Annotated in this window: 12 protein-coding genes and 1 pseudogene; 3 read left to right on the plus strand and 10 right to left on the minus strand. The window is 49.4% G+C overall.

Annotation, left to right across the window (positions count from 1 at the left end):
• Positions 1-128: 128 nt before the first annotated feature.
• Positions 129-609: pseudogene (locus H6G21_RS26190) on the minus strand (signal transduction protein); the annotation flags it as partial.
• 342 nt (positions 610-951) lie between these two features.
• Positions 952-1,530 carry a thioredoxin family protein gene (locus tag H6G21_RS09895; RefSeq protein ID WP_190573244.1) on the minus strand — a complete coding sequence of 193 codons (579 nt, stop codon included), beginning with the start codon at positions 1,528-1,530 and terminating at the stop codon, positions 952-954.
• Between the two features lie 211 nt (positions 1,531-1,741).
• Here H6G21_RS09895 and H6G21_RS09900 point away from each other — a divergent pair, with 211 nt between their 5' ends.
• From H6G21_RS09900 to H6G21_RS09910, 3 genes are all read left to right on the plus strand, one after another.
• A complete protein-coding gene (locus H6G21_RS09900) occupies positions 1,742-2,146 on the plus strand; it encodes an NIL domain-containing protein (protein ID WP_190573245.1) in 405 nt (134 codons plus the stop codon).
• 130 nt (positions 2,147-2,276) lie between these two features.
• The gene (locus H6G21_RS09905) at positions 2,277-3,056 is read left to right on the plus strand and encodes a DUF6816 family protein (protein ID WP_190573246.1); all 780 of its coding nucleotides are present in this window, start codon (positions 2,277-2,279) and stop codon (positions 3,054-3,056) included.
• Between the two features lie 439 nt (positions 3,057-3,495).
• Positions 3,496-3,813 carry a hypothetical protein gene (locus H6G21_RS09910; protein WP_190573247.1) on the plus strand — a complete coding sequence of 106 codons (318 nt, stop codon included), beginning with the start codon at positions 3,496-3,498 and terminating at the stop codon, positions 3,811-3,813.
• Positions 3,814-3,883: 70 nt separating this feature from the next.
• On the opposite strand, the gene H6G21_RS09915 is transcribed toward H6G21_RS09910, so the two are convergent.
• The 8 genes from H6G21_RS09915 to H6G21_RS09950 all read right to left on the minus strand — a co-directional run bounded on the left by H6G21_RS09915 (position 3,884) and on the right by H6G21_RS09950 (position 12,387).
• Positions 3,884-5,998: a DNA polymerase III subunit gamma/tau gene (locus H6G21_RS09915; RefSeq protein ID WP_190573248.1), complete on the minus strand. Its 2,115-nt coding sequence runs from the start codon at positions 5,996-5,998 to the stop codon at positions 3,884-3,886.
• Positions 5,999-6,068: 70 nt separating this feature from the next.
• Complete coding sequence (locus H6G21_RS09920) at positions 6,069-7,316, minus strand: glycosyltransferase family 4 protein (protein WP_190573249.1); 1,248 nt, start codon at positions 7,314-7,316, stop codon at positions 6,069-6,071.
• On the minus strand, positions 7,313-8,143 hold the full coding sequence (locus H6G21_RS09925) for a methyltransferase domain-containing protein (RefSeq protein ID WP_190573250.1): 831 nt from the start codon (positions 8,141-8,143) through the stop codon (positions 7,313-7,315). The genes H6G21_RS09920 and H6G21_RS09925 overlap by 4 nt, the downstream gene beginning before the upstream one ends.
• Positions 8,144-8,223: 80 nt before the next feature.
• Positions 8,224-9,210, minus strand: coding sequence for a hypothetical protein (locus tag H6G21_RS09930; RefSeq protein ID WP_190573251.1), 987 nt, complete (start codon positions 9,208-9,210; stop codon positions 8,224-8,226).
• A gap of 89 nt (positions 9,211-9,299) precedes the next feature.
• Complete coding sequence (gene pseI, locus H6G21_RS09935; protein WP_190573252.1) at positions 9,300-10,358, minus strand: pseudaminic acid synthase; 1,059 nt, start codon at positions 10,356-10,358, stop codon at positions 9,300-9,302.
• A 40-nt stretch (positions 10,359-10,398) separates the two neighbouring features.
• Positions 10,399-11,088, minus strand: a complete 690-nt coding sequence (locus H6G21_RS09940; protein WP_190573253.1) for a WbqC family protein — start codon at positions 11,086-11,088, stop codon at positions 10,399-10,401.
• Between the two features lie 20 nt (positions 11,089-11,108).
• The gene (locus H6G21_RS09945; RefSeq protein WP_190573254.1) at positions 11,109-11,708 is read right to left on the minus strand and encodes a class I SAM-dependent methyltransferase; all 600 of its coding nucleotides are present in this window, start codon (positions 11,706-11,708) and stop codon (positions 11,109-11,111) included.
• Between the two features lie 67 nt (positions 11,709-11,775).
• Positions 11,776-12,387, minus strand: coding sequence for a class I SAM-dependent methyltransferase (locus H6G21_RS09950; RefSeq protein ID WP_190573255.1), 612 nt, complete (start codon positions 12,385-12,387; stop codon positions 11,776-11,778).
• Positions 12,388-12,402: the final 15 nt, after the last annotated feature.

A 12,402-nucleotide genomic window follows, 5' to 3' on the forward strand; every position in this document is an offset into this window, starting at 1 on the left:
ACAATGAGTTTGATTAACTGAAGCATTGGTTAGATCGATCTCTTTTGATCTATGAGCTAGCTGAGCTCACGTTACACTTAGAGCTTAACTTTCATTAGATCTTGTCCAAACACTTGGGTCCACCGCAAGGTTTGAAAGGCCACGTAACTGAGGAGATCCTCCCGCCGCTGCACATCGAGTTTCTTATAGATTTGATCGCGTTGAATATTTCGCTTTGCATCCCATTTCTTGAGGAGGATCCGAACCCCTTCTTCGTAGAGGTCTGCCCGTCGGCTCGGAAAGTCGCCTTATTCCCCAAACACTAAGCACAGCAGGGTTAAGAGGAGCGGACTACTCGCCAGTTCCCAAATAGGTTCGCTCTCCTCTAGTCGTTGAATAAATCGAGTCGCTTTGGGGAGATCCTCCTTGGCTCGGAACCAGTTTTCAACAAAGGTGGTGATTTGGTCATGGTCAAAATCGGCGATTTCGACTTCTGTAAAGCGTTCAAAAGTGTACTCCTTTTCCTGCACTTCATCGAGCCCATCCAAGAGCACTAATGCGCGTCCCATGGCCAGGAGTTTTTCCACGTATGGCCAGATATTTGAGAAAGGTGGTTTTGCCTGCACCGGGTTTGCCGAGAACGATTAGCCCTCGCATCATGCCACAGTAATCCTGAATCAGCGGATGGATTGCGTCACGGAGTTGCTGAACCAGTAGATCTATGGTTTAAATTGATAGTTTTACTGTTACTTAAACTTATTGGTTGAATTATTTGCACTGTTGGTTTAACCGTTAGTTTTAACGTTGTTTACATACTGTCAGGTGGTTGTGTATTGCTAGATGGTTGCATGTTGCTAGATGGTTACATATTGCTAGATCCATATTGTTCGCCCCATACCATGTCCGATGACCTTCGTTGTCTTTTTGGGAAAGTCTTTGCTATCGAAGAGTTGGTATAGGGCTATGTTGGATCTAGGAATTTTTGACCTGTGCGCCGTGGCTGCGGGGATCGTCCTGAGTCGATTTTGTAGCCGCAGCGGGTGGTTTATAGTCACTAGTCTGACCAATGCCAGCTTGCAGGTAGGGCAGCGGCTGACCTTCTGATAATGCGACGAGGTTAGCTTCCATCACACCCTTGGGTTGCTCGCCGATCGCCTCAGCAACGGCATCCCCTTGATCACTGAGGTAAACAAAATGGGGAATGCCATCGACTTTATAGTGAACGATTTCCGGCAGCCACTTGTCGTTATCTACGTTCAGCATGACAAAGTTGACGCGATCGCCGTATTCCGTTTTTAATGCTTGCAAATCCCCGGCCATGGCCTGACAACTTGTGCACCAATTGGCATAGAATTCCACCAGCGTTGGTTTGTGATTACTCAAGGCAACTTCGTAGGAAATTGCGGTTTTGGCCATGCCATCGAGGGAAGCTGGGGTGGTATTCGATCGTAATCCCAGAGCGACCAGGGTCGAGAGGACGATCGCTACGATCGCAACTATAATATTGCGTAGTTTGCTCCCGGTGTTGGTTTCAGAGGGTGTACTAGTCATAATCCTTCCAGAGTTTGCGCTAAGCCTTTCCATTGCCCAGTTTAGCTGACGACGGAAAGCATCGCCCGGTTTATCCCAAAATGGAGATCGTGGTTGTGGAAGAATCTCGTCGCTCCGGGTTGCCCCAGCGTTTTATTTCTACGTTCTGTTTCTACAATAGAGACAACTGACTCCAGTCAGGTCTGACCCCGCCGACCTATCCAAAACTACTGTGAAAAAACGAGTCACCCTTACGTTCCCTCGTCGTTATGTTCAGATGCCAGTTACCTATCGTCTGGCGAAGGATTTCAACGTTGCCGCTAATATTATTCGGGCGCAGGTGGCTCCGAACCAGGTGGGCAAGTTGGTCGTGGAGCTATCTGGAGATATTGATGCCCTGGATGCCGCGATCGACTGGATGCGCACACAGGAGATTACCGTTTCCTTTGCGAGCAAGGAAATCACGATCGATGAGGATGCCTGTGTTCACTGTGGTTTGTGTACGGGGGTGTGTCCGACCGAAGCGTTAACGTTAGATTCACAAACCTATTTGTTAACCTTTACGCGATCGCGTTGTATTGTCTGTGAACAATGTATTCCGACCTGTCCCGTTCAAGCAATTTCCACTAACTTCTAATGAGTCTATAACGGGTTACTCGAGTCACGATAAATTATTTTTGAAATTTTCTTTTAATATGGCTTTCAGTGATTTGTATGGATAGATCGCCTACGATTAAAATTGTGTTGTTTTAAATTGTAGAACTGCCATGAAGCACATTGTGATTGGAGTCCTGATTGTGATAGCTAGCTTGGGCTGGGTCGATCGTGCGTTGGCGGAAAGCTTGAGCGATCGGGTGGTAACCTTTCCCCAATGGCAGCACTTGCCCACCGTTCAAGCCCCCGATCGGGAAATTGCCTTTCCCCAGTGGATCGCTGGAACGTGGCATGTCAAAAGTACGCTGGTGGACTTAGCTGCGCCCCTCGCGCCGGACATTGTGACGCCGGGGTTTGAAGGGAACCGGGCGTCGCTCAATCAACCGATCGAATTTGATGTGCGGTTTGTTGAGCAATCAGTGATCAAGACAACCGGCCCAATTCCATCAACGGCAAATCAAATTGTGGTCGATCGGGCCTTTAATGGATTAAATATTGCTCGGGCTTATCTGGGAGATAACTTTGTGAAATCAGTGACGGTCAACCCCAAATCTCCCAATGAACAACGCACGCTGTTACAGGGCGATCGGGACTTAATTTCCCGCATCACGGGCCGCAATACCGAGCAACCCAATTCTGAAGAATTCATTACGACAGAACTCTTTCAGCAAATTTTTCGCGGTAGTTCCTCTCCCTACCTCAATCAAGTGGAAACCACCACAGACTATCGCCTTCAGCCTTCAGCCGCGATCCCAGAGACTCCAACGATCGTGGCGGATCAGTTTACAGCGATTTATCTCTCTCCCCAGGATCCCCAATATTTTCGTGCTCGGGAAACCCCCGTTGCCCTCTATCGCTACCGCCTCGAATTATTCCCAGTGACGGCAAAATAGTCGGGTCGATCGCCACGGCTTCCTCGATTTTCTCTGAGATGGCGCAATGGATGACTTAATGAGTTGCGGTTGGGCAATAAACTTACAGGTGATGCTTGCCCAGCCTGGTTTACCAGCTACCTGACTTTAGTGACATATCGCAATGGTTTCCGTATAGATACGTAAACTTTAATATATTTGGTTGTGGAGAGGGCTTGTCCTTTGCTACTCTCTTGCAATAATAGATTTAAATCAAAGCATCGAATTAATTAGTCACATTCTTAGGTAACCAAATTCGCGAGTTATAGGATGGATTGGGAGAGACGAATGGGCTGATGAGGCTCTGTTCCCAGCCGCATAGCTAGGCTAATGAAGGGTTACTTGATGGCGTTCTAATTGGTGTGGCAGTTGCCACGCAGGGTTGCTTTATCCACTTTTCTAAGGCTCAGACAATTGCGCTATGAATCACTATTGCGAACAGTGGATCGCCGACTGGTGTTTGGAAAATGGCTGGAGTGATTGGTTTCGCGATCGCTCCCGTTATTGGGCCTTTCCGCCGAATGCCGTCATGCCTGTGCCGATTCCCCAGCAGGTCTTACAAGCTATCAAAGCGGAAAAGGGTCTGAGCGCCGATGAACGATTTTGGTGCATCTTGGCAACCAGCGTTTTTGTGGTCTCGTTAGTCCTCAGTTGCGCGATCGCGGCTCCGATCCCCTTGGTGGCGGGGTTCGCCTTTTGCGCGATCGTGGTAGGCAGCTTAGATGACGAAGAGATTTAGCCACACAGCTCCCTCGAAGTAACGGATTCCTCGAATCAAAATCGCGGGATCTCCTCCTGCGCTGAGATCCCTAGAAAGGCACATCATCGTCGTCCTCCGAACTCTCTCCATCCTCAGCCAAGATCTCGGCCACCGTTGGCGTGGTTACTGTTGGCATAACAGGCATCACAGTCGGCATAGGTGCTGATTGCCTAGGATCTTGGCTGATTTGATCCGGAGGCGTCTGAGTTTCTGGCTCCTCTACCTCATCTTCAAGATTGACAACCTGGCCATTGAAAGCTTCGGCCAAACTTTTAGTAGCGCGGCTCAATTCATCTAAGTCATAGCCGGTTCCCGCAGCTGAGGGCAGATCTCCAATGGGCGCGGTTCCGCTGGATGGAGCCGTTCTGTCCGCTGGGACTGGGGCAGAGCTAGGGATGCGGGGGGCTGGAGCTGCTTGGGGGCTGGCTGGCTGCGATCGCGGGGGAGGTGCGATCGCGGGGGCAGACGGGGCTGAAAAGCCTGGAGATCGGGGTTGGCTGGGTGCGCCGGAATCCTGGGGCATCCCTGGGGGGGAAGACATTAATTTGCCATCCACGGCGACCCAAACCAGCTTGACATTGGCTTTACAGGCTTTAGCACAGGCTTTGCCCAGAGCGGGGGATTGTTTTTTGACGATCGCCAGCATGGTTTTGACAACGCCGATCGTAATTTCTTGGCCATCGAATTTCAGCAGTTGGCAGTTGGGCCGAATCATCCCCAAGGCCGGAGCCGAATCAATGTGCCCCAGAATTTGCTGCCACAGCGTTTCTAGATCGGGGTTTGTGAGTGGCTGACTAGCTGACGAATCAGCTGACGAATCTGAGTGTGCAGCCGACTGGTGGGCTGATGGGGCAGGTGCTGGAGAGGGATCGATCGCTGAGACGGCAGGGGGCGGTTCTGGAGTCGGTGTGTTAGGGGGAACTGCTGTGGGAGCCACTGTCGATCGCGGGGGCGTCGGAGCGGCTGTGGGTTGAGGGCTGGGTTTGGGCGCGGTTTTGGCGGAGGGCTGGGGCGCGACCGATCGGACTCCCTGCTGCACCGCAGAGGTTTGGGTCGCAATGCTGGAAGTCGCGATCGCTGAAGGCAACAGGCCCATCAGGGTCACTTCTAGCCAGAGCCGGGGTTGGGTCGTGTTTTTAATTTGGACTTCGGCGCTGCGTAGATGTTGCTGTCCGGCCAGTAACCAGCCAATGTCCACCGATTGTACAAAGGCGGTCATTTCCGCCCAAGTGGGGGGCGTGATGGCCACTAGATCATTGCGCTGGGGGGCCGTTTTGGCGATGAGTAAATCCCGGTAGAAACTGGCTAAATTTTGCAGCACAATTAACGGCTCGCGACCCCGATCCATTAGGCGACGGGTGTGATCGAGCATGGTTTCGGGATCATCCGTCGCGATCGCCTGCACCAACGCCATCAAATCCCGCTCCGGTACCGCCCCCACCAGATCCCAAACTTTTTCGACGGTGACTTCGCCTGCGAGCAAGCTGAGCTGATCCAGCAAACTTTCGGCATCCCGCATCCCGCCCTGGGAAATCTGAGCCACCAGTTGCACCGCATCGGGGGCGATCGCGATCTGCTCCTGTTGGGCAATTTGCCCCAAGTGTTGCACCATCGCTTCCAGGGGAATGCGCCGAAAATCGAAGCGCTGGCACCGGGAAATAATCGTCGGCAAAACCCTTTGGGGATCGGTGGTTGCCAAGACAAAAACGACCCGTTCCGGCGGTTCTTCCAACGTTTTCAGCAACGCATTAAAGGCTGCATTGCTGAGCATATGCACCTCGTCAATGACATAGACCTTATAACGGCAACGCACTGGAGCAAATTGTGCCCGTTCAATCAGTTCACGAATGTTATCAACCCCTGTATTGCTGGCCGCGTCGATTTCGATCACATCTAAGGCAGACCCTTGCGTGATTTCGCGACAGGTTTCACATTGGCCGCAGGGGTGGGGCGTCGGTTCTGAGCCTGCAATGCAGTTGAGGGACTTGGCCAAAATGCGCGCACTGGAGGTTTTTCCGGTTCCCCGTGCGCCCGTGAACAGGTAGGCCGGAGCAATGCGTTTTTGGGTCAGGGCGTTGCTGAGGGTGGTCGCGATCGCTTCCTGTCCCACCAATTGCGCAAAGGTTTGAGGGCGATATTTATGGTGCAGAGGAATGTAGGACATAGGGACGATCGCGACTCAAGTCAGGGTGAACCGGGATCTATTGTAAGCCCCATTTCCCCTTTCCCTGGAATTAGGACAAAAGTTCTTGAAACAGCTTCTGGTAGCGCTGGGCTTGCTGGGTCAGGGCGAAGGATTTTTCAGCATGGGCACGGGCTTGGGGCCGCAACGGTTGATCGGTCATCAGCACCCAACGAATCCCCTGGGCTAAGTCCTGGACGCGATAGGGTTGGGCCAGATATCCCGTTTCACCGGGAATAATCATATCCGGCATCCCACCAATTTTGAAAGCCACGCAGGGGGTACCACAGGCGAGGGCTTCTAAGACCGTATTGGGCAAATTATCTTCCAGGGACGGTGCGACAAACACGTCCGCTGCGGCATAGGCCAGGGAGAGGGAAATTTCATCGCCCAAGGTGCCTAAGTAGTGGGTGGGAAAGCCCAAATCCGGCGGAACTTCGGGCCGTGATGCACCAAAAATCACCAGTTCAGGCCGTTGGGGCCACGATTGTTGGCTCAAACTTTGCAACGCAGCTTGCAATACATGGAACCCTTTACGTCGATCGCGGGTCGCATCCGCCGCACCAAAGAGAATTAATGGTACATCCAACGGTAAATTCAAGATTTGGCGAACGAGGGCGCGATCATCAACGCGATCGTAGGGGCGATACCGTTGTAAATCGAGGCCATAGGGAATCACGGTAATGCGGGAATTCTTAAGCAAAGAACTTTGGGCAGCGCATTGGGCTAACCAGCGGCTGGGCGTCACGACCGTTAGATTGAGTCGTTGCCAAGCCCGCTGCTTCCGCTGCCAAATCCAATGGGAGAGATCTCGTTTTTTGGAGCTACTAAGCTTTGGGCAAGCACCACAGGTCTGCTCGTAGCGATCGCAGCCATCGCTGTAGTGACAACCGCCGGTGAAGGCCCACATATCGTGCATCGTCCAGACGATCGGTAGCCGGAGTTTACGCAACGTTTCCAGCCGCAGGAAGCCACTGCCCACCCAATGGAGATTGACAATATCCGGTTGAAGGGCGGTAATTTGCTGGTTGAGAGGTTCCGGTAACCAAGCGGGGGAATAGCGATCGATCTGCCGTTGCCGGTAGAACCCTAGGGGCAAGCCATCAATCCCAGGCCGCAGGAAGGCAATAGTTTTCTGCACTTTGCTGCGGGGGGCAATCACGGTTCGATCGTCACTGGCTTTGTTTTGTACCAGCATTTGGGAGGCTAAGCCGATTTCCTGCAAACCCTGGTGTAAGCGATAGGCCGCCCGTGCTGCGCCTCCGGTGATGTCGTACGTGCTGAGCAAGAGCGGTTTCATGGTTTGACCGCCTCCATAAACAATGAATCGGGTTTGCGGATCTGTCCTTGCAGAATGTCTAGCCCAAAGTCATTAAAGTTAGGAATCCGACTTTCCGTTGCCTGACAGACCTGAATTTCTATAAATCCCGTTTGGCTGAGTAATTGCTGAAGGGAAAAGCGATCGTACATCCAGCGGTGAAGTTCTCCGGAATTACGAAAGAGACCTTCCTGGAAACCTTTCTGAGCCTGCTTTCCGGCAATGAGTAAGACGAACAATTCAGCAATTTTGATCCGAATTTTTTGAAGATACCAAGCAGGTCGTTTAGATTTAATTTTTTGCCATCGAGTTAGTTGTTTTGCTTGATAATAGTTATCGATTTCTGCGCCCATGCGCGATCGCACAAAGTCTAGGGTTAAGTCTGCATTGGGAGCATTGAGTCGATCGAGATACTGTCCCATCTCTCCCCCGCCATGGGTCCGGGTCATTTGGTCTAATAGTTCCAAAAGCATCCAATCATACTGCGCGATCGCTTGAGAATCACCAGATAGAGATTGTTCTAACGTTGCTAAGTATAACCGTGCAATCTGTTCTAAATCCGGTACTATGACTCTCAAAATTCCACCGGGTTTCAGTACTCGAAAGGCTTCAGCAATTAAAAAACTTGCTTGGGCTGGCTGCAAATGTTCCAAAACGTGGGAGCTGTAGCACACGTCACAGGTTCGATCGGCAAAGGGCAAGCCGCGCCGAATATCAAACGATCGAACGGCTGACGAACTGGGGACTAAGTCGAGATTAATCCAATCTGGGTGTAAAGTTTGGCCGCAGCCAATATTAATCAGTTTCATAGAACCAGGGGAATTCTCAAATATGTCAATCTAACTTCCCCGTCTTTTTCAGGGGGAATCGGATTGATAGCATTGATTAGTCAATGGCGGTTAGCGAGTTTTGCAGGAAACACCGATCGAATCTTTCTAGTAACCCGCGCAGTATAGCCTGATATTTGCTGTTTTGGTCGCCAACCCAATAACAGTACTAATTCCTCCGGTGTTTTCTGATAGTTAGAACCCACGGTTTGCCTGCCCCAAGCTTCATGGGAGGTCGCCTCCATCGGTGAGACAAAAAACTGAGGAAAGCGTTGGCGGATTTGGGTTTCGTGGAAGATTTCTAGATGTTTTTGTAAGAGTTCTGGATATAAGCGATACCAAGGATCATGCTGGAATTCGCTCATCTGGGGGGATGCATATTTGCCATCGATCGACACCCGACAACCAGAATAAGCAGCATAGGCAATGTGAGAACCGATGACATTGGAAGTCACGCAATCAAAGCTACGGAAAATAATATTCATCCGAATTAGTGCATTGCGATCGTCGGTAGTTGCTCCGGTAATCCAAGGAATTTGATAGTGATCTAGAACAGGAATCCAATATCCTTTCTCTATGCAGGAACCATGGATGCAAAATACAATATCTGAAAAATCGGTTTTCCATTGTAAGATATGTTTTACATAGTCTTCCTGATCAACCTGCTGTTCCGTATAGGCAGAGGAATGGGAAGGCATGACCAGTAGGGTGTTAGGCTTGCGATCGACGGCTTGTAAGTTGCCGTAAATGAAGGGTAAACCGGCTGCATAAACCCGCTGAAAGCCGAATTTCTGAAGGATTTGGACTTGGTCTTGGGTGGTCACTAAAACGGTGTCTTGCGGCTGCCCCCAAAAGGTGAGTTCGCGGGGATGGGTAATCGGATCGGTGTAAATCCAACCATGGAGCCAGTGGGCAAAGCTGCGGGGTGGTTTGGGCCGATCGACGGCCTGGGCAATCAAATGGCTAATGCCGTAATAATCCGGTTCGCTGCGGAGCCGAATCCGTTCAATAGGAGGTAATTGTTTTGTTAACCATTCGATCGAAGCCATGATTCACATTCCTTGCCCTACTGCCTAGCCAATTGATACCGCCGTAATTGTGATACCGCCGTAATTGTGAAGCCTCTAAGCTAAGAGTTCTAAGCTAAGAGTTCCCAATTCATCGGCGTTCCAGCCTTGACTGCGCAACGAAGGGATTTGCCTAAAAGCTGATCGTAGTATTTGGGCGGCAGACCTAAACCGGGGCGGATCGATCTCAGGTTTTCCGGCGTTAAGACCGCTCCGGGTTGCAAGTCCTGGGTGATGTAGAGCGATCGACGAAACTGGAGGGACTTGGTTTCTGCTGCGGTGGGGCCGTAGCTGATTTGACCGAGGGCCAGGGCGGCTCGCTCCGTTTCAGTGACGAGTTGTGCCATCTCCTCCGGTTCCATGGAAAAGGCCGCATCGACGCCACCGTCCGATCGTCGCAGGGTGAAATGTTTTTCAATCACCGTCGCGCCCAGGGCCACACTGGCCACAGCCACCCCAATGCCCAGGGTGTGATCCGATAAGCCCACTTGCACGTTAAATAACTCCCGCAGGTGCGGAATCGTGAGCAAATTAGAATTTTCGGGGGTGGCGGGATAGGTGCTGGTACATTTCAGCAAAATTAAATCCTGACAACCCGCCTCCCGCGCCGTTCTGACCGCTTCATCCAATTCCGCGATCGTCGCCATGCCCGTGGACATAATCATCGGTTTTCCGGTTTGGGCGACTTTGCGAATTAATGGTAAATCAATATTTTCAAAGGAGGCAATTTTGTAACAGGGTACAGCAAGCGATTCCAGAAAGTCCACCGCAGTGGCGTCGAAGGGTGAACTGAAGCCAATCATACCCAAGTCGCGACAGCGCTGAAAAATTGGCTCGTGCCATTCCCAAGGGGTGTAGGCTTGCTGGTACAGGTTGTACAGGGAATTGCCCTGCCAGAGGCTGTCGGCGTCGTGAATCCAGAATTCCCCCTCCGCCAGATCCAGGGTCATGGTATCCGCAGTGTAGGTCTGGAGTTTGAGGGCGTGGGCACCGGATTTTGCTGCTGCTTCGACGAGTTCCAAGGCCCGATCGAGGGATTGGTTATGGTTGCCCGAGAGTTCGGCAATAATAAACGGCGCGGTGTGCGATCCGATCGACCGACTTCCAAGGTAAATTCTTTCTAGTGACATTTCAGATTCCATTTGTTCAGAAGGACTTATGAATGGCGTGTTACGGGTTCATAGTTTTTCCTGTGAGCACATATTCTGAGGCTCGCTCCCAACCCAAATTAGCAATCACATCAACTATGGATAAGTGACTGATAAAATGAGCTGTTTTCAATTGTGGATAGGGCTGAGGATTATAATCTTGGAAAATCAATCGAGTTGATGATGCTTCAAAAACCCGGTCTGCAATAAGATACTCTTGAGACCCAATCGGACTTAAATATTCATCACATTGACAAGCTTCACACAGGTTGTAGAGATGCTGTGATCGTTTTCCAGATACTCCAACTTCACTAGCACGGATGATTTTAGGATTTAAATTTAGTTGATTTGCAATCCAGGTAATAATCTGAACATTGAGATCCACCAAAAGTTTAAATGATTCATTGAGAAGAATTTCTGTCAAACCGATCAAACAATCAGCATAGGGAGCTTTGGAATAAGCTTGACTAATTGTTTGAATATGTTTTTTTCGCCATTTTTGTCCATTATCTAATTGAATCGTCGAAATAGATTCAACTCCATACTGAGAATGAACAGGAACGGTAAGCCAGCATTCTTGACCGTTTAATAAGATCCGATTCCGACTTTGCCAGGATCTCCGCTCAAACTGAACATCATCCAAAATGATGAATATATCAGCCTGAGTCATCAAGTTAAAATAACCTGCCCAAGGAAGATAAGTTGGCTGCATAATAACGCATCGCATCATTCTTACCGACGATAGATATAAGTTGTGAACTCAAAGGGGATGATACCTGGTTTCAGTTGGTAGTCATTGCGTAAGACCACGTAGGGAGATAGGTGCTCCTTAGCGAACTTAAAAACGACCTCAGGATATTCATAAAAAAGTCCTTGATCATAGTAGTCAACATAATGACTTAGTAAATTAAATGCCAATCCTTTACGAGCGCGGGAAAAACATTCTGTGAGAGTGGACTGGTAAAATAGACGGTTATTTTCAACCAAATTGTTGAAAACGCCACTAATCAGAACATAATCAAATTTCTCTGAGGGGGTAATTTCATCCATCTGACAAAAACGAAACTCAGGATATTTTTTCTGGCCACACTGAAGTACTTCAGACACAATATCCACACCAGTATAATTAACGGAAATCTCTCTGGATTTTAAATAGTTTGCTAGATGTCCTGTCCCACAGCCAAAATCTAGAATGCTTTGGTCATGGAGGTCAGCAATTTCTGTAAGAATTGCAAAACGATTTTCTTGAGTCTCTCGATCGCGCCATTGGGATGCTTCTGGTGAATCTCCATACTGGAGAAAAAGGTTGCGATAGTGTTCTACTAGATTCATACTACCTCAATAATGAATTGGATTTTTGAAGTTTATATTTGCTGGTTGAAAATCCACTTGTTAAAGTTTACTTTTTCAAGGTGATCAGAAAATCATTGGATTGAAAGGTCTGATTTTGAAATGTTGTGATGTATCTATCTATGTATAAAAAATTAAGATTCAATGGTTTGAAAATTGACTCAACCTCTACTTGAGAGAAGCCATGTAATCCCAGGGTATTGTTCTGCTGAATCCTAAAATCAACCTCGCTAGCAAACAGAAAAAATCCTAGTCCCCCCGATCGAAGAACTCGATAAATTTCCCTAATGCCTTTTTGTACAGTTGCTAATCCAGCAGCTTCAAATACGCTACAACTGATAATTAGATCGAAAAAATCATCCTCGTAATTGAGTTGGTCGAGGCTAGCTACCTGTAAATCTGCCACAAGACTAGCAGACTGCAGCCGCGATCGAGTGTTGGCGACCCCAACCTCAGAGATGTCACAGCCGTAGGCTTGAAATCCCTCCGATGCTAGGAAATGGGTATGGACTCCGCTGCCGCAGCCAAGATCTAGGACGCGGGTCTGAGCACGATCGGCGATCGGAAAATTCCGAAATACGAATTGAATTACTTTTTCATGGGGGTACTTAGGCCCTTTTGACTGATTCCAGGAATTCCAGATATGCTGATGTTCTTTCATTAAACTTTCCATTGA

The sequence above is a fragment of the Alkalinema sp. FACHB-956 genome (genome assembly GCF_014697025.1).
Lineage (GTDB): Bacteria > Cyanobacteriota > Cyanobacteriia > Leptolyngbyales > Leptolyngbyaceae > Alkalinema.

Excerpts from the sequence above, each read along its gene's own strand:
- H6G21_RS09950 (WP_190573255.1), bottom strand. The coding sequence starts at position 12,387 with ATGAAAGAACATCAGCATATCTGGAATTCCTGGAATCAGTCAAAAGGG.
- H6G21_RS09905 (WP_190573246.1), top strand. The coding sequence starts at position 2,277 with ATGAAGCACATTGTGATTGGAGTCCTGATTGTGATAGCTAGCTTGGGC.
- H6G21_RS09940 (WP_190573253.1), bottom strand. The coding sequence starts at position 11,088 with ATGCAGCCAACTTATCTTCCTTGGGCAGGTTATTTTAACTTGATGACT.
- H6G21_RS09915 (WP_190573248.1), bottom strand. The coding sequence starts at position 5,998 with ATGTCCTACATTCCTCTGCACCATAAATATCGCCCTCAAACCTTTGCG.
- H6G21_RS09920 (WP_190573249.1), bottom strand. The coding sequence starts at position 7,316 with ATGAAACCGCTCTTGCTCAGCACGTACGACATCACCGGAGGCGCAGCA.
- pseI (WP_190573252.1), bottom strand. The coding sequence starts at position 10,358 with ATGTCACTAGAAAGAATTTACCTTGGAAGTCGGTCGATCGGATCGCAC.
- H6G21_RS09895 (WP_190573244.1), bottom strand. The coding sequence starts at position 1,530 with ATGACTAGTACACCCTCTGAAACCAACACCGGGAGCAAACTACGCAAT.
- H6G21_RS09930 (WP_190573251.1), bottom strand. The coding sequence starts at position 9,210 with ATGGCTTCGATCGAATGGTTAACAAAACAATTACCTCCTATTGAACGG.
- H6G21_RS09910 (WP_190573247.1), top strand. The coding sequence starts at position 3,496 with ATGAATCACTATTGCGAACAGTGGATCGCCGACTGGTGTTTGGAAAAT.
- H6G21_RS09945 (WP_190573254.1), bottom strand. The coding sequence starts at position 11,708 with ATGAATCTAGTAGAACACTATCGCAACCTTTTTCTCCAGTATGGAGAT.
- H6G21_RS09925 (WP_190573250.1), bottom strand. The coding sequence starts at position 8,143 with ATGAAACTGATTAATATTGGCTGCGGCCAAACTTTACACCCAGATTGG.